This is a genomic window from Actinomyces faecalis (assembly GCF_013184985.2).
GTDB classification, from domain to species: Bacteria; Actinomycetota; Actinomycetes; order Actinomycetales; family Actinomycetaceae; genus Actinomyces; species Actinomyces faecalis.
Map to the genome: position 1 here is coordinate 1,166,502 of NZ_CP063418.1, position 14,917 is coordinate 1,181,418.

At 60.5% G+C, this 14,917-nt stretch carries 17 protein-coding genes and 1 pseudogene; 11 read left to right on the forward strand and 7 right to left on the reverse strand.

What is annotated here, in order from left to right; translation table 11 throughout:
• Window positions 1–8: 8 nt before the first annotated feature.
• Together HRL51_RS04965 and HRL51_RS04970 are read left to right on the forward strand one after the other, a co-directional pair.
• Window positions 9–788: a 16S rRNA (uracil(1498)-N(3))-methyltransferase gene (locus HRL51_RS04965; RefSeq protein ID WP_172193035.1), complete on the forward strand. Its 780-nt coding sequence runs from the start codon at window positions 9–11 to the stop codon at window positions 786–788.
• A 34-nt stretch (window positions 789–822) separates the two neighbouring features.
• Window positions 823–1,155 (forward strand): TfoX/Sxy family protein, encoded by a 333-nt coding sequence (locus HRL51_RS04970; RefSeq protein ID WP_218957658.1) that lies wholly within the window; start codon window positions 823–825, stop codon window positions 1,153–1,155.
• A gap of 433 nt (window positions 1,156–1,588) precedes the next feature.
• Here the strand turns inward: HRL51_RS04970 and HRL51_RS04975 are convergent, their stop codons facing one another.
• Window positions 1,589–1,879 carry a phage portal protein gene (locus tag HRL51_RS04975; RefSeq protein WP_280528710.1) on the reverse strand — a complete coding sequence of 97 codons (291 nt, stop codon included), beginning with the start codon at window positions 1,877–1,879 and terminating at the stop codon, window positions 1,589–1,591.
• A gap of 312 nt (window positions 1,880–2,191) precedes the next feature.
• Between HRL51_RS04975 and HRL51_RS04980 the strand changes: the two genes are divergently transcribed.
• Window positions 2,192–2,863 carry a hypothetical protein gene (locus HRL51_RS04980; protein WP_216666328.1) on the forward strand — a complete coding sequence of 224 codons (672 nt, stop codon included), beginning with the start codon at window positions 2,192–2,194 and terminating at the stop codon, window positions 2,861–2,863.
• Here the strand turns inward: HRL51_RS04980 and HRL51_RS12000 are convergent.
• Window positions 2,833–2,983 (reverse strand): annotated as a pseudogene (locus tag HRL51_RS12000) (terminase); the annotation flags it as partial. The gene HRL51_RS04980 and the pseudogene HRL51_RS12000 overlap by 31 nt on opposite strands.
• Before the next feature lie 182 nt (window positions 2,984–3,165).
• Window positions 3,166–3,342, reverse strand: a complete 177-nt coding sequence (locus tag HRL51_RS12040; RefSeq protein WP_459562297.1) for a DUF7768 domain-containing protein — start codon at window positions 3,340–3,342, stop codon at window positions 3,166–3,168.
• A 492-nt stretch (window positions 3,343–3,834) separates the two neighbouring features.
• Between HRL51_RS12040 and HRL51_RS04990 the strand changes: the two genes are divergently transcribed.
• Window positions 3,835–4,776 carry an Abi family protein gene (locus HRL51_RS04990; RefSeq protein ID WP_172193039.1) on the forward strand — a complete coding sequence of 314 codons (942 nt, stop codon included), beginning with the start codon at window positions 3,835–3,837 and terminating at the stop codon, window positions 4,774–4,776.
• Here the strand turns inward: HRL51_RS04990 and HRL51_RS04995 are convergent.
• Window positions 4,750–5,007, reverse strand: a complete 258-nt coding sequence (locus HRL51_RS04995) for a hypothetical protein (protein ID WP_244960243.1) — start codon at window positions 5,005–5,007, stop codon at window positions 4,750–4,752. The genes HRL51_RS04990 and HRL51_RS04995 overlap by 27 nt on opposite strands.
• 623 nt (window positions 5,008–5,630) lie before the next feature.
• Here HRL51_RS04995 and HRL51_RS05000 point away from each other — a divergent pair.
• From HRL51_RS05000 to HRL51_RS05015, 4 genes are read left to right on the forward strand one after another with little or no spacing between them, the layout of a single operon-like run.
• Entirely contained in the window at window positions 5,631–7,190 is a 1,560-nt protein-coding gene (locus HRL51_RS05000; protein WP_172193041.1) for a type I restriction-modification system subunit M, read from the forward strand.
• Window positions 7,187–8,383: a restriction endonuclease subunit S gene (locus HRL51_RS05005; RefSeq protein ID WP_218957659.1), complete on the forward strand. Its 1,197-nt coding sequence runs from the start codon at window positions 7,187–7,189 to the stop codon at window positions 8,381–8,383. Before HRL51_RS05000 ends, HRL51_RS05005 begins: the two co-directional genes overlap by 4 nt.
• Window positions 8,384–8,385: 2 nt before the next feature.
• Window positions 8,386–9,339 carry a GIY-YIG nuclease family protein gene (locus tag HRL51_RS05010; RefSeq protein WP_172120745.1) on the forward strand — a complete coding sequence of 318 codons (954 nt, stop codon included), beginning with the start codon at window positions 8,386–8,388 and terminating at the stop codon, window positions 9,337–9,339.
• Window positions 9,340–9,389: 50 nt separating this feature from the next.
• Window positions 9,390–12,446: a type I restriction endonuclease subunit R gene (locus HRL51_RS05015; protein ID WP_172120744.1), complete on the forward strand. Its 3,057-nt coding sequence runs from the start codon at window positions 9,390–9,392 to the stop codon at window positions 12,444–12,446.
• Window positions 12,447–12,528: 82 nt separating this feature from the next.
• Here the strand turns inward: HRL51_RS05015 and HRL51_RS05020 are convergent, their stop codons facing one another.
• Together HRL51_RS05020 and HRL51_RS11885 are read right to left on the reverse strand one after the other, a co-directional pair.
• A complete protein-coding gene (locus HRL51_RS05020; protein ID WP_235954388.1) occupies window positions 12,529–12,702 on the reverse strand; it encodes a hypothetical protein in 174 nt (57 codons plus the stop codon).
• Between the two features lie 178 nt (window positions 12,703–12,880).
• On the reverse strand, window positions 12,881–13,006 hold the full coding sequence (locus tag HRL51_RS11885) for a hypothetical protein (RefSeq protein ID WP_268916122.1): 126 nt from the start codon (window positions 13,004–13,006) through the stop codon (window positions 12,881–12,883).
• On the opposite strand from HRL51_RS11885, the gene HRL51_RS05025 reads away from it, so the two are divergent.
• The 3 genes from HRL51_RS05025 (at window position 13,005) to HRL51_RS05035 (ending at window position 14,273) form a co-directional block, all read left to right on the forward strand.
• Window positions 13,005–13,520: an AAA family ATPase gene (locus HRL51_RS05025; protein ID WP_172193043.1), complete on the forward strand. Its 516-nt coding sequence runs from the start codon at window positions 13,005–13,007 to the stop codon at window positions 13,518–13,520. The two genes, HRL51_RS11885 and HRL51_RS05025, sit on opposite strands and share 2 nt — an antisense overlap.
• Window positions 13,521–13,611: 91 nt before the next feature.
• Window positions 13,612–13,851 (forward strand): FitA-like ribbon-helix-helix domain-containing protein, encoded by a 240-nt coding sequence (locus HRL51_RS05030; RefSeq protein ID WP_172120742.1) that lies wholly within the window; start codon window positions 13,612–13,614, stop codon window positions 13,849–13,851.
• Window positions 13,848–14,273, forward strand: coding sequence for a type II toxin-antitoxin system VapC family toxin (locus tag HRL51_RS05035; protein WP_172120741.1), 426 nt, complete (start codon window positions 13,848–13,850; stop codon window positions 14,271–14,273). The genes HRL51_RS05030 and HRL51_RS05035 overlap by 4 nt, the downstream gene beginning before the upstream one ends.
• On the opposite strand, the gene HRL51_RS05040 is transcribed toward HRL51_RS05035, so the two are convergent.
• Entirely contained in the window at window positions 14,270–14,659 is a 390-nt protein-coding gene (locus tag HRL51_RS05040) for a cyclophilin-like fold protein (RefSeq protein ID WP_172120740.1), read from the reverse strand. The two genes, HRL51_RS05035 and HRL51_RS05040, sit on opposite strands and share 4 nt — an antisense overlap.
• Between the last annotated feature and the right edge of the window lie 258 nt (window positions 14,660–14,917).

The following is a 14,917-nucleotide window of genomic DNA, read 5'->3' on the forward strand; positions in this document are numbered from 1 at the left end:
TGGCTCCCGTGACTGCCCCTGTCTTCATCTTCACCGACGACACTGTTGAACCAGCCGGTGCCGCCCGCACCGCCCATCCTGGCACCAGCCTGGTCCTCACCGGTTCCGAGGCCCGCCACGCCGTCACTGTGCGCCGGATGCGGGTAGGGGAGCGGGTGGACCTGGCCGACGGCGCAGGCGTGCGCCTGGTCTGCGAGGTCACCGCCGCCGAGGGCAAGGACCACTTGGCCGTGCGGGTGCTTGAACGTATCCAGGAACCTGAGTCCTCCCACGATCTGGTGCTCGTCCAGGCCCTGGCCAAGGGCGGGCGGGACGAGCAGGCGGTGGAGACGGCCACGCAGGTGGGCGCCGACGTCGTGATTCCCTGGCAGGCCGGTCGTTCCATCGCCCAGTGGAAGGGGCCGAAGGCCGCCAAGGGGCGTGAGCGCTGGCAGGCGACGGCGACCGAGGCAGCCAAGCAGGCACGGCGTGCTCGGGTTCCGCAGGTGTCCGAGCCGATGACGACGTCGCAGCTGGCCGCCTGGACGCGTGAGACCGTCCAGGACGGCGGCAGGGTGCTGGTGCTGCACGAGGAGGCGACGGCACCCATAGGCGCAGTGGCGTTGCCCGACAGCGGGAGCCTCGCCGTCGTCGTCGGGCCGGAAGGTGGCATCAGCGCTGAGGAGACGGCTGCGTTGGAGGCTGCTGGGGCGACGACGGTGCGTCTGGGCCCGCATGTCATGCGGACGGCCAGTGCTGGTCCGGTGGCGCTGGCTGTGCTGGCGCAGCGTGCGGGGTTGTGGGGTTAGTACCGTGGCGACAGACCCGTCATTCATGGAGTACGTGTACGAGCAGATCGCGGACGCCGGGGGAGTGTCTTACCGGCGGATGTTTGGTGAGTACTGTGTCTACCGGCAGGGCAAGGTCGTGGGTTTTGTCTGCGACGACCAGCTCTTCGTGAAGAGGACTGAGGCCGGCATGGCGTTGCTGCCTGGTTGCCCGCTCGCGCCTCCGTATAAGGGGGCGACGCTGTACCTCCTGATTGAGGATCTTGATGACCGTGAGCTGATGGCTGATCTGATCCAGGCGACGTGGCAGGAGCTGCCGGAGCGTACTCCTAGACGGAAGAAGTGTCGATCACGTCCAGAAAAGCGCGTCCGACGTGAAGACAGATGAGTGCCAAGGCGGTGTCGATCCTGACGGCGAGATTGAGGTCTCATGGCCACTCAGACTGAGCGTGCCGAGCTGCACCGGGCTATCTGGCAGGTTGCCAACGTCATGCCAAAGCAGATGTTCGTCTGAATGCTCAAGACTTCCAGGGAGATGACCCACTTTGGGATCAGATAAACAATTGGCTGAAGCGTTGAGCTCAACTCGACAATGATGACTGGCGTCCCCCAGCCCTATGGGCGATCATCGATTGGGGCTTCTTAGCCACCTCATTGATGTGAGCGGGAAGCCCGGCAGCTTTACCGTTGTTCAACGGTGTGATGACCAGGTAGAGGGGCGGTGCCAGGGTGTTCGAGGACTCCGCTGGGTGCGGCGCCGTTGGCGAAGAATGAGGCGCCGTAATCTTCGTTGGACGTGGCCATCCCGGTCGCGTTCTTTGCTATCGCAATCGGCGAGTAGCCGACTCAACCGTCGAAGCGAGGCCCAGGGATTTGCAGCACATCGGAGGGGCCAGCCTGATGTGCCGCCATTCGCTGTGAGACTCATCCGAGGTGGTGTGGTACTCGTCATACAAGCGTTCGGCATCGTCCCTGCCAACGCTCATCCTGTCCGGCATCAACGGGTACAGTCCAATGACTTCACTGAGGCCGTTGCGCAGGACTTGGAGGTAGGCGTTGCCCCACAGCAGCAGGTGCGTCAGGAGGGCCTCGCGGAACACGAAGCTGGTCATCTCTGGGGTCGGCGCATCATGCAGCGATTGGTACAGGCCGTGGTCGGTGGCCTTAGCGGAAGGTACGGGAGCTTGCCAGCGTATGATTATCGGAGGTCCGTGTGCGGAACCAGTTGGTGAGTCTCATTGCTGTACCTGCCCGTGAACATGGGCGGTCGCGTACAGGAAGGAGACGAGATGACGGCAGCCAACGATGTCCCGTAGACATGCGGCGAGGGGCCTGGGCAAAGCAATGGCCTCGGGGGTGTACCGATATTTCGCGGCATTGACCTTCCCGAGGCCTATCGGCAACAACTTTACCACGATCCCACGGTGAGTCGTGAGACGTTGCAGGAGTGGTTCTCATCCGCCAGGATCAGCCGCTATCGGATCGAGCCGGTCGATGCGTGGTACGTGTGGAACACCCGTATCTCGAAAGCGTTCTTGGAAGACATTAGTCATGTCGAGGTACTCCTTCGAAACTTCATTGATGTGCGTCTGAGCGCTGATACTGGCATACGGTGTTGGTGGGACTCCCCGAGCTATCGGCTCGGTGGCTTCCCACGTAACGTCACCAAGGCCGAGGCGCGGCTGCGGCGTGCGGGGCTGGATGCCACCCCTGATCAGATCGTGGCGAGTCTGTCACTGGATAACTGGCGCTTCCTGCTCATCCCGCGTCTGGAAGCAACCGTGTGGAAAGCCCTCACTGACTTACGTAATGGAGGCATGCCTCACTATCCGGGCCGTAGTCGAAGTAGCTTCGAAGAAAACGTGGAGCTCATCCGCCACGTCCGCAACCGTGCCTCTCACCAAGAACCCCTCATCAGCGCGAACCCTGACCAACAGGCTCAGGTTCGCAGGCTTGCCAGCTACGTAACAGCGATCGATACTGTCGCCGCAACATCAACCCCGGCGCGGCCGACTGGATCGCTGCCCACTCGCGCGTCCTCGATGTCATCGCCCAGCGCCCCGTATCACCAGACCACTAACCCGCGTTCGTCGTAGACCAACGCCCCGGTGTCGGTGCTGCCTCCACGAATGGTGCATGGCGACGACGCCGTCGATCTTCTCCCTGGACTTTTGCTTGCTGAGCTTGATGTTCCCGGCCGGGCCGGTGTGGACGTGGGTGTGGAGTGCCCTAGGTTTTTAGGTCCAGGTGACTTGAGTGTTGTCCATTGATGTCCAGCCTTATGGGCGATCATCGATTGGGGCTTCTTAGCCACCTCATTGATGTGAGCGGGAAGCCCGAGCTGGTGAGCCCACTTGATCTCGGCACGCATCCCAGCGGAGACACGGGCGGTGTAGACCTAGATTCCCTCGCACTTGGACAGCAGGATCCGGTTGAAGAACATCGTCAACTCCCGCTTATCTGGGTCGTTGTCGTCCATGAACTGCGGATAGTGAAGATGCGGAGCCAACGGAATCTGGCTCGCCGCAACAGCAAACGCGCAGAAACGACGGGCGAGCACGAGGTTGGCTTCCATATCACCCGTATAGGTGAGCAGATGTAGACCAGTGGCCGAAAGGTCTGGAGATTAGTGGTAACCATGACCGGTTCCTGTTCTGAGAGCCAGGTAGACAATCGCGGGCGCGGGATGCGCCAGGCTCCCACCTGTCGGGCACGGCAGGCACCGAAACCGGACACGGCTTGAAAGGCTCTCGCCCACACGCCCCTGAGGGGCAGCGAATCCGGACGGGTCACCGGAGAATTGCTGCGGCAGCCTCGGCATCGACACGACCCGAGCCGCTGCCGTCCCGGCATGAACCCGGCTAGGTTGTGGGTAACCGTTCAACCCGTCTTGATCTCAGTCGGCAGTGGGCTGGATCTCTGGTGCGGAGTCGCCGGCTTCGGTACGTGGCGTTGACGAGGCAGCCACGCTGGCATACCGTAAGGAGTGATAGATCCCCGGTCAGGCCTCTAGTCCCGCAAGGGACAATGCACAAATGACCGGGGCCTTTCATTTCCTAGGAAGTTCATGGTTAAGCGCCGGCTCAGTTATGACGAACAGGTTGAGCTGCTTCAAGAACGCGGTTTGACCGTCACTGACACCGCATCAGCAGCCGAGTTTCTCTCTCGCGTGAACTACTACCGGCTCTCGGGATACTTCCGTTACTGGCAAGTGGGCCCAGTGGCGGGCGATAACCGCTTCCTCGACGGTTCATCCTTTGCAGTGATCCAACGTCTCTACGAAGCCGAGCAAGACCTGATTGCAGTGTGCGACGAGGTCCTCCATCCGATCGAGGTCCTCCTGAGAACCCGGTTCGCCTACCACTACGCACAGCGTGTCGGAGCGATCGGAGCGTTCGCTCGGGGTGAGGGGTTCACACAATCGCCTGATCCTCATGATGAACGTGTCGAAGAACATGCGCTGTCGAATCTGGATCGGAGCAAGGAGGCCTTCGTGTCTCACTACCGTGATGAGATCAAGACGGGCAATGCTTATAGCATCGAAGCGTACGCACGCATGCCCATCTGGGTAGCGGTGGAGGCCTTCTCGTTCGGAAACCTGTCCAGACTCATCGAGGCGTCCAGCAGGTCCGGAGTGCTGCATGACATGGCAGCATCGATGAACGTCTCTCCAACGACGCTGCCAAGCCAAGTCCGGTCATTCGTCTACCTACGCAACCGCAATGCTCACTGCGCGAAGTTGTGGAACCACGCTGTTCTCGACCGCCCAGGTATCCTTCCCAATATCGCCCGACGAGCCAAACGAGACCACCGCCAGTTCAGCGATCACTCGATCTACAAGATCTTCGTCGCGCTTGACCAAGTCGCTACCAAGACCGGGCTTCAGAAGGATTGGCTCGCCAGCCGCGTCGAACCGATCCTCGCCACGAATGCTCTTCTCGCCGCTGGCATCGCAACACCAGCCCGCTACGGCGAAATGCCACTACAGATACTCACCGCCGACACCTAGCTCTACGTTGGTTTCAACGACGATCTCGTCGTGGACGTGCATCACGATCTGGTGCCCAGCGACGTCGACAGTGTGCATGGCGTGGGTGAGCAGGTCACGCGCGACAGCCTGGTCGATGTTCTCGACGAGTTTCCCGCCGTAGGTCTCGACCTGGCCCCAGCGGCCTGTGTTCGTGCTGTCGAAGGTGATCGATGTTCCACCGAACCTGTTCCCGCCCAGGCGGGGCTTCACATACGCCAGCCGACGCCCGGAGAGCAGCTGGATGAACAGATCTCTGTCTCCACGCTGAGTCGCAGTTGCCCGAGGCTGGTTGGTTGGCGGTTGGTGATAGCGCCTAGCGTCTTGGTGAGCGTGGGGTTACTGCGTCGAGCGGGTGTGCTAGTGGTTCCTGCGACGACGTCCTGCCTGAGGGCGTTGGCGGTTCCTACGAGGATGGGCTGACTCTCAGGTGGTCGTGGGCTGGTGTGGTTGATGTTGAGGCCGTGATGTGTGGGTGGGTCTGGTGATGGGACGAGTCGGGACCTCGTCAAAGCCTGGACCTACCGTACGCCGGCTGAGGCTGAGGAAGAGTCTTGGACCTGCAACCCAGACCACGAGACAACGGAAATCAAGACAAACGCCTAGAAACAAAACCCAAGGCACTTCATCATGCGTACGTTCACCCTCACCCTCAGGAACCGGCCACCCCAGACAACACCCGGAGCACTAACCAAGGTGATGGGCTCGACCGGCCCTGAGGGCGAGGATGCTTCGAAGCACCTCGCTCGGTGCGGCGCAGAGTTTGTGTCGGTAGCCGGTGAGAGACTGCGCAAGCACCAGGGTGGTGCCGATCCCGACGACGAGAATGAGGTCTCATGACCACTCAGACTGAACGTGCCGAGCTGCACCGGGCCATCTGGCAGGTTGCCAACGACTTGCGAGGCAGCGTTGATGGTTGGGACTTCAAGGCCTATGTGCTGGGCTTCCTCTTCTACCGCTTCATCTCGGAGAACCTCACGGACTACCTCAACGAAGGGGAGCGCGAGGCTGGTTATGAGGACTTTGACTACCGCTACATGTCTCGGGCTGACGCCGAGATGGCGCGTGATGGCATCATCAATGAGAAGGGCTTCTACATCGCGCCCGAGGACCTGTTTGCCAATGTGCGCGAGCGGGCGCCACACGATGAGAACCTCAATGAGACTTTGTCACGGGTGTTTAAGAACATCGAGGCTTCGGCGATCGGAACGGGGTCCGAGTCGGACCTGCGCGGCTTGTTTGATGACATCGATGTCAACTCCACCAAGCTGGGGCGAACGGTCGCGCAGCGCAACGAGAAGCTGGTGAAGATCCTCACTGCCATTGGGGACCTCAACCTCTCCTACGGGGACTCCAGCATCGACGCCTTCGGCGACGCCTACGAGTTCCTCATGACCATGTACGCCTCCTCTGCGGGAAAGTCGGGAGGAGAGTTCTTCACGCCCCAGGAGGTTAGTGAGGTCCTCGCGCGGATCACGGTCATGGGAAAGACTCGGGTGAACGGCGTGTACGACCCGTGCTGCGGCTCGGGTTCGCTGCTGCTCAAGTTTGCCAAGGTCCTGGGAAAGGAAAATGTTGAGCGGGGCTTCTTCGGTCAGGAGATCAACCTGACCACCTACAACCTGTGCCGGATCAACATGTTCCTGCATGACGTGAACTTCTCGCACTTCTCGATCGCCAACGGCGACACGCTGACCGAGCCTGCCCACTGGGACGTTGAGCCCTTTGAGGCGATCGTCTCTAATCCGCCTTACTCCACCAAGTGGGCGGGGAAGGACGATCCGGCGCTCATCAATGATCCGCGGTTCTCGCCGGCTGGTGTGCTGGCCCCCAAGTCGAAGGCGGATCTCGCCTTCACGATGCATATGCTGTCCTGGCTCGCAGTGGATGGGACTGCAGCGATTGTTGAGTTCCCTGGAGTGCTCTACCGAGGTGGGGCCGAGGCGAAGATTCGTCAGTACCTGGTGGAGAACAACTACGTGGATGCGGTGATCCAGCTGCCGCCAGACCTGTTCTTTGGGACGACGATCGCGACCTGCGTCATCGTGCTCAAGAAGTCCAAAACGGATAACAAGGTGCTCTTTGTCGATGCCTCGAAGGAGTTCTCCCGCGAGGGCAACAAGAACCGGCTCATGCCTGCGAATCAGAAGATGATCCTGAAAACTCTTGAGACTCGGCAGGACGTTGAGCACGTGGCGACGCTCGTTGACGCGTCCCAGCTGGAGGAGAACGGCTACAACCTGTCGGTGTCCTCCTACGTCGAGGCTGAGGACACTCGCGAGGAGATCGACATCGTTGAGCTGAACGCGGAGATCCAGCGGATCGTGGCGCGCCAGGCAGAACTGCGCGCCAGCATTGATGAGATCGTTGCGGACCTCGAAGGGGATAACGCGTGAGCCGTATTGACGACATGATTCGGGAGATGTGCCCCGATGGTGTGGCTTACCAGGAGCTTGGTCATGTAGCAGTTCTCCAACGCGGGACGGCTATTACCAAAAAGGATGTGGAAGAAGGGGATATCCCTGTAATTGCTGGAGGTACTAAACCTGCGTATTTTGTGGCGAATTCCAATCGATCGGGTGTGACGATCGTCGTTGCAGGATCGGGTGCGTATGCCGGGCATGTTACCTACTGGGAGACTCCGATTTTTGTTTCGGACGCTTTTTCTATTCAGTGTAACGAGGAGGTGCTGATTCCCCGCTTTTGCTATCATTTTCTTAAGTATAAGCAGGAGGCTATTCACGCGTTGAAGCGTGGGGGTGGAGTCCCTCATGTTTATGCGAAAGATGTTTCAAGAATCCTAGTTCCTGTGGTTCCTGTTGAAATTCAACAAGAAGTTGTGAGAATATTGGACCGGTTCACACAGCTGGAGGCGGAGCTGGAGGCGGAGCTGGAGGCGGAGCTGGAGGCCCGTCGGAAGCAGTATGGGCACTATCGTGATACCTTGATCTCTTTTCCTGAGGATGAAAATTTCTTCCGCACTAGAGGTGTGCGATGGTGTGAGCTCGGGGATATTGGATCTTTCTATCGAGGAAAGAGATTCACGAAGAAGGATTACGCTGCTCATGGAGTTCCATGCATCCATTACGGTGAGATTTATACTCGCTATGGAGTGTGGGCGGATCGTACAGATTCTTATCTCGATATATCCTTGGCTGATCGACTCAGATATGCGTTGCCCGGGGATGTTGTCATCGCCGATGTTGGAGAGACGGTGGAAGATGTTGGTTCTGCTGTCGCATGGACGGGGAATACTCCAGTTGCCATTCATGACCATTGCTTTGCCTACAGGAGTGAATTTGATGCGCGTTTCCTATCGTATTTGATGAGTACATCATGGTTTCGTCGACGGCGCGCGAAATACGTTGCGAGAACCAAAGTGAAGACCTTGCTTGTCGACTCGTTCTCGCGGATCAAAGTGCCGGTGATTCAGATCGAAGAGCAGCGTCGCATCGCCGATGTCCTCGACCACTTTGACGCCTTGGTGAACAACCTGTCCTCTGGCCTTCCCGCCGAGATCGCCGCTCGCCGTAAGCAGTACGAGTACTACCGTGACCGCTTGCTGACCTTCCCTGAAAAGAGGCCCTGACATTGTCTGGTAAGCACATCGAGCTTTTTCATGTTGACGGTGAGTCAGGCGGCATCACATCTGCTGATGTCTCCGGATGGACTGGACGCATCCTCACCGGACCACGTGCCGACCTCAAGCGGCTTCTGAGCCGTGAAGACGCCAATACGAATGGTGTCTACCTCCTGCTCGGAGATGATCCGAGCGCGATAGAAAACACGCGCTGCTACATCGGACGCACCGAGAACTTTGCTCACCGCTTTGTCGATCACGACCGCAAGAAGAACTGGTGGGACCGTGCGGTCCTCATCTCCTCACGTGAAGACTCCTTCAACGAGGGCCACTGGGGATACCTCGAATCCCGCCTCATTGAAATCGCTCAAGCCGCAGAACGATCCACGCTAGACGACAACAAACAGACCCCGCAGCCGCGCAAGCTTTCTGAGGCTCAGCGTTCAGACGCTGAGGTACTCCTCACCCAGGTTCGCTCTGTGATCCCAGTCCTCGGTGTCTCAGCTCTCCGTTCCCGTCGGAACAAGCCGGACATTGAACGTCCTGACACGGCTCCGGTAGAATCGCCTGTTTTCTCACTGACGTACAGCAAGAAGCACGTCGAAGCATCTGCACAGGTCATCGGTGGTGAATTCGTTATTCTCGAAGGCTCAACGGTAGTTGCCACATGGAACATCCGGGGTAACAGCGAGTCGACGCGCCGAGCATATGAGTCCTATCGAGCCCGTCACACCAAGCTCGTCGAAGATGGTTCTATCGCTGTCCGTGATGGCGTTGGGGTCCTCACGCGCGATATCCCCTTTACCTCTCCCTCGACCGCCGGTGCGATTGCCCTGGGTAGATCATGCAATGGGCGACTCGCGTGGCGCTGGGGTGACAAGACCTATGCCGACTGGGAAGAGCGTGACCTATCCATAGCATCAACGTCACCGGATCCGGCTGCATCAGGGCAGCGGTCTGGCTGACTCAGATACCGCCGTCGTCCCACTTACTCCTCAAACCTCAGGACCTGCACATGACCATCAGCTCTGCCCCCGCCGTCGGTATCGAGCCGATTATTCTCACCGACGAGTCGACCGTCGTCGGTAGCTACGAGGCATCCGAGAAAACGGAACGTGGCTACGAGTCAGAGGCACAGCTTGAAGCAGCCTTCATCACACAGCTGCAGGCTCAGGCCTACGAGTACGTGCGGTTCAATTCCGAGGCCGAGCTTCTCGCTAACCTCCGCACCCAGCTCGAGGCCCTCAACGAGTATCAATTCAGCGACGCCGAGTGGAAGCGCTTCCTTGCCGAGTCGATCGCCACACGCTCCGGAGGCGTCGACGAGATCGTGGAGAAGACTCGCCGTATTCAAGAGGATCATGTCCAGGTCCTCATCCGAGACAACGGTGAGTCCAAGAACATCCGCCTGATCGACAAGCAGCGCATCCATAACAACCGGCTGCAGGTCACCAACCAGTACGTTGTTGACGACGGTGCCCATTCCAACCGCTACGACGTCACCATCCTCGTCAATGGCCTACCGCTGGTTCACATCGAGCTCAAGCGCCGCGGCGTTGCCATCCGTGAGGCCTTCAACCAGATCAACCGCTATCAGCGAGACTCCTTCTGGGCCGGAGCAGGACTGTTCGGCTACGTTCAGATCTTCATCATCTCCAACGGCACCCACACCAAGTACTACGCCAACACCACCCGCTTCGACCACATCACCGAGTCCACACGCGGTCGACGCGAGTCCAAGGCCGCCAGCTCCGACTCCTTCGAGTTCACCTCTTGGTGGACTGACTCCGACAACCAGCCCATTCCCGACCTCATCGACTTCGCACGCACCTTCCTCGCCAAGCACACACTGCTCGCCGTCCTCACTCGCTACTGCGTCTTCACCACGCAGCACAAGCTGATGGTCATGCGCCCGTACCAGATCGCCGCCACCGAAGCGATCCTGCGCAAGATCAAGACCTCCAGCCTCAACAAGCAGGTCGGCACCATCGCTGCCGGCGGCTACATCTGGCACACCACCGGCTCCGGAAAGACCCTCACCTCCTTCAAGACCGCCAAGCTCGCCGCCGGCATGGCGGGTATCGACAAGGTCATCTTCGTCGTCGACCGCAAGGACCTCGACCACCAGACGATCAAGGAGTACAACCGCTTCGCTGAAGGCACCGTCTCCGCTAACCAGTCCACCACCAAGCTAACTGCGCAGATCAACGACCCGACCGTCCCGATCATCGTCACCACGATCCAGAAGCTGTCCAACTTCGTCGGCCGTCACCGTCGGCACGCCGTCTACGACGGGCACGTCGTCCTCATCTTCGACGAGTGCCACCGCAGCCAGTTCGGTGACATGCACACGGCGATCACCAAGGCCTTCCGCAACTACCACCTCTTCGGATTCACCGGCACCCCGATCTTCGCGGCCAATGCCGGTACAGGCGGCAACGCCATGCTGCGCACCACGCCTCAGGCCTTTGGTGGCCAGCTCCACAGCTACACGATCGTCAACGCCATCGCTGACAAGAACGTCCTGCCCTTCCGCATCGACTACATCGACACCGTCCACATGCGCACTGACGTCGCCGACGCTGAGGTCAGCGCCGTCGACAGCGAACGAGCCCTTCTCGCGCCCCAACGGCTCAGCCAGATCGTTACCTACATCCGCGAACACTTCGACGCCAAGACCAAGCGATCCAGCTCCTACACACTCGGCCAGAAGCGTGTCCGCGGCTTCAATTCGCTGTTCGCCACCGCGTCGATCCCCGCGGCACGGGCCTACTACGAGGAGTTCCGTCGTCAGCAGGAAGGGCTCCCTCGTGACCGGCGGCTGAGCGTCGGCATCGTCTACTCTTACGCGGCCAACGCCGACGCACCAGGGGAGACCCTCGCAGAAGAGACAGTCGACCCGACTGCCCTGTCTACTGACGATCGGAACTTCCTCGATCGCGCGATCAAGGACTACAACCAGCAGTTCGGTACCGCCTATGACACCTCGGCCGAGGGCTTCGAGGGCTACTACGAAGACCTCTCACGCCGCCTCACCGATCGCAGTATCGACCTCGTCATCGTGGTCAACATGTTCCTCACGGGCTTTGACTCCAAAACCCTCAACACCCTGTGGGTAGACAAGTCCCTGCGTGCCCACGGCCTCATTCAGGCCTACTCACGCACCAACCGCATCCTCAACTCCGTTAAGACCTACGGCAACATCGTCTGCTTCCGTGACCTGCAGGAAGCCACTGATGAGGCCATCGCGCTGTTCGGAAACAAGGACGCCGGCGGAATCGTCCTGCTCAAGCCCTACCAGGAGTACCTCCAGGAGTACCTGAGCAAGATCGCTGAACTACGAAGCGCCTTCGAACCAGGGCAGAGAATCGACTCCGAGTCCGCCCAGAAGGAATTCATTCAGGCTTTTGGGACGATTCTGCGGCTGCGGAACATCCTCACGAGCTTCGACGACTTCGCTGCCGACGACGTGCTGAGCGAGGCTGACTTCGCCGACTACCGCTCCGCCTACGTCGACCTCTACGACGACCTGCGCCACCGCTCGGCATCAGAGAGGGAGGACATCAATGACGACCTCGTCTTCGAGATCGAGCTCGTCAAGCAGGTCGAGGTCGGGGTCGACTACATCCTCATGCTCGTCGAGCAGCACCGAGCGGACAAGGGCGACGGGGAGGACCTCGAGGTCCCAGTCGAGATTACCCGCGCTATCGCCTCCAGTCCCACCTTGCACTCCAAGCGTGACCTCATCGAGGACTTCGTCCGTTCGGTCTCAGCCAAGGGTGATGTGAGTGAGCAGTGGCGGGCGTTCATTGCTGAGCGGCGTGAGGCCGAGCTGACAAACATGATCGGCGTGGAGAACCTCCAGGAGGCGGGTACGAGGAACCTCGTCGCCGCTGCGTTGCGTGACGGCGTCGTGCCTGCTGATGGCACAGCCATGAACAATGTGCTACCCCGTATGTCTCGCTTCCACCGGCCGGTGGCCGGGGAGGACTCCCGCGAGGTGAAGAAGGCCCGGGTCCTCCAGGCTCTGGCTGCCTATGTGGAGCGCTTCCAGGGCCTGGGGGAGGAGTGAGGCTGCGGTGCTGCAAGCGCCGGGTGCGAGGGGTTGTCTAGTTAGGTGTGTGGTCTCACGCTGATCCTAGAGCCCGAACAGGTCACGCCAGCTGAAGGTGGGGCGGTGGTAGACGGCGTTGCGCACCGCGCTTGGGGTCCTTGACGTACCCCATGCTCTTGCGGCCGTAACCGGGGATGACAGCCTTCTTGACCGCGCGCTTAGCGTGCCCGGTGGTGCGCGCCTTGAGCGAGCGTGTCAGCGAGGGACTACGCATACCAAGTTTTATGACCAGTCCTTTGCGCGAGGAGTACGGGTGGGAAGGGCCCTGACGAGCGACTCACCGCTTCACATCAGGCTAGTCCTCTCGCCTCAGCCGTAGCGGCACAATGACAGCTGCGCATCCGCCTGCGAACATCCGGCTTCCCGAGGGGCCGCTCATGCTTCACCAGCCACTAGCTGACAAGATCTGCCCGCGCAGTCTCGATGAGGTCGTTGGCCAGGAGTACCTGCTCGACCCCGACGGGATCCTGCGCTCTGTCGTTAGGTGCCGTCTCGCGCTTCTTGGGCGACTGCCGCATGGCCCTGAGCATCACCGAGACCCTCCACGGTCTGCGCGGCGCCTCCCTGCGCGTCGACGACGTCGAGCAGTTCGCAAGGAACCAGCGCATCAGCTTCGACAAGGACGAGAGCTACCACTACGACGTCATCTCGGCCATGCACTGCTCCATGGAGGGCTCAGACGCTGACGCCGCGCTCTACGCCCAGGCCGTCATCCAGCTGTGCCTGAGTCCCAAGTCGGACGCCGGTCGCTGGTCTTATGAAGCGGCGCGCCAGGACGCTCAGAACCACCAGCGCCAGCCTATTCCCTACATCGTGCGTGACACCCACTACTGCGGTGCCCACACCATCGGTCACGGCGGCATGCTCGATCCCTTCGCCTACCCCTACGGGGTCGCGCCCCAGGAGTACCTGCCGGACAGCCTCGTGGGCCGTCGCTACTACCGGCCGCGCGACAATGACCATGAGCAGCGGCTTGCCCGAACCTATGAGCAGATCCGGCGTCTGCGGCGCAGGAACGAGACGCAGCAGTAGTGCCTGCCTGCCTCACCCGCTCCAAGGTGGGGCTTCTGTTAAGACGGTGAGGTTGATATCATTACGCATAGTTGATAGCAGGGGGTGTGTGATGGCCAGTGTCATCGTGAGAAACTTGACCGACGATACGCATCGCGCGCTCAAGGCTCGCGCGCATGAGCATGGTCGCTCCATGGAGGCAGAGATTCGTGCCATTCTTGATGAGGCCATTGAAGACCAACCTCGCCGTGGCCTGGGAACACTTCTGAGCTCGATTCGTCAGGAGAGCGGCGGAGCTGACCTAGAGATCACGCGTGACCGCTCCGTCTACGAGCCGCTGGACCTGTCGTGATTGTCCTCGACACGAATGTGCTTTCTGAGCCTCTGCGGCGCGATCCTGATCCTCGCGTCGCACGTTGGTTGGATGATCAGCATCCGAGGACCCTTTATGTCACGGCGCTGACCCTGGCGGAGCTGCGTGCCGGTGTGGAGATCCTGCCTTCAGGACGTCGACGCGATCTTCTCCGGGAACGGCTTGAGGAAGAGGTCATTCCGTTCTTCGAGGATCGAGTCCTGCCATTCGACGGCCGAGCCTCACGTGCTTGGGCGCGGCTCCAGGCTCATGCTCGTACTCACGGTCGACCGTTGCCTGTGATGGACTCGCTTATCGCTGCTGTCGTGAGCGCGCGAGGTTATGCCTTGGCTACCCGCAATACTGCGGACTTCGCCGCGACAGGCGTAGAGCTGATCAACCCGTGGGAAGCGGTCGTCTAGCTTGCCCTCTCAATCCTGACCTCAAAGTCTCCGCTCTGGCCGGTGACCACGCTCAGGTCCCCGGTGACCCGCCCGATCCGGGCGATGCCGTTCCAGTAGCCGACCTTGCTGGTGTAGATCACCAGCACGCCGTTGGGGGAGTAGTACCCGAGATCCCCTACCTGTGGGCTGTCCCCGCGCGGCATACCCTCCATCGTCAGCTCCCGGGGCAGATCCGCCAGCTTCTCCTGACCCGCGTAGTCGGAGAACTGCAGCGTCAACGGTAGCTGCTCCAGCAGGTCGCGGCCAGTGGGGTTGTCCCACACCACGGCCTCGACCGCCCTTCCGTCAATGACCAGTGTGACGGAAGCGCCTGCAGCCTCGGCAGAGTCCTGAGAATCGGTCACGGTGTTCTCCTGAGGGGTTACTGAAGTGCTGTCAGGGGACGACGGCGCTTGCGTCGCGGGCTGGCCCGGCTCGGTTCCCGAGGAGGCCTCGGTGCCCGAGCACCCCGCGAGCGCAGCGAAGCCGCCGGCAAGGGCGAGGCCGCTCCAGGCGAGTACCCTTCGGCGGGGCGCACGGGGTGGGAGCGCGGCTGAAGGCGTCACGACAGTCTCCTGACGGATCGGGGGAGAAGGTGCGCCGGGTTGTCCTCGACGCCGACT

Bases quoted from the DNA above. Each gene is read 5' to 3' on its own strand.
- HRL51_RS11885 (WP_268916122.1), bottom strand. From the start codon at position 13,006: ATGCGGCAGTCGCCCAAGAAGCGCGAGACGGCACCTAACGACAGAGCG.
- HRL51_RS04975 (WP_280528710.1), bottom strand. From the start codon at position 1,879: ATGACCAGCTTCGTGTTCCGCGAGGCCCTCCTGACGCACCTGCTGCTG.
- HRL51_RS04990 (WP_172193039.1), top strand. From the start codon at position 3,835: ATGGTTAAGCGCCGGCTCAGTTATGACGAACAGGTTGAGCTGCTTCAA.
- HRL51_RS05015 (WP_172120744.1), top strand. From the start codon at position 9,390: ATGACCATCAGCTCTGCCCCCGCCGTCGGTATCGAGCCGATTATTCTC.
- HRL51_RS05000 (WP_172193041.1), top strand. From the start codon at position 5,631: ATGACCACTCAGACTGAACGTGCCGAGCTGCACCGGGCCATCTGGCAG.
- HRL51_RS05020 (WP_235954388.1), bottom strand. From the start codon at position 12,702: ATGCGTAGTCCCTCGCTGACACGCTCGCTCAAGGCGCGCACCACCGGG.
- HRL51_RS05030 (WP_172120742.1), top strand. From the start codon at position 13,612: ATGGCCAGTGTCATCGTGAGAAACTTGACCGACGATACGCATCGCGCG.
- HRL51_RS12040 (WP_459562297.1), bottom strand. From the start codon at position 3,342: ATGGAAGCCAACCTCGTGCTCGCCCGTCGTTTCTGCGCGTTTGCTGTT.
- HRL51_RS05025 (WP_172193043.1), top strand. From the start codon at position 13,005: ATGGCCCTGAGCATCACCGAGACCCTCCACGGTCTGCGCGGCGCCTCC.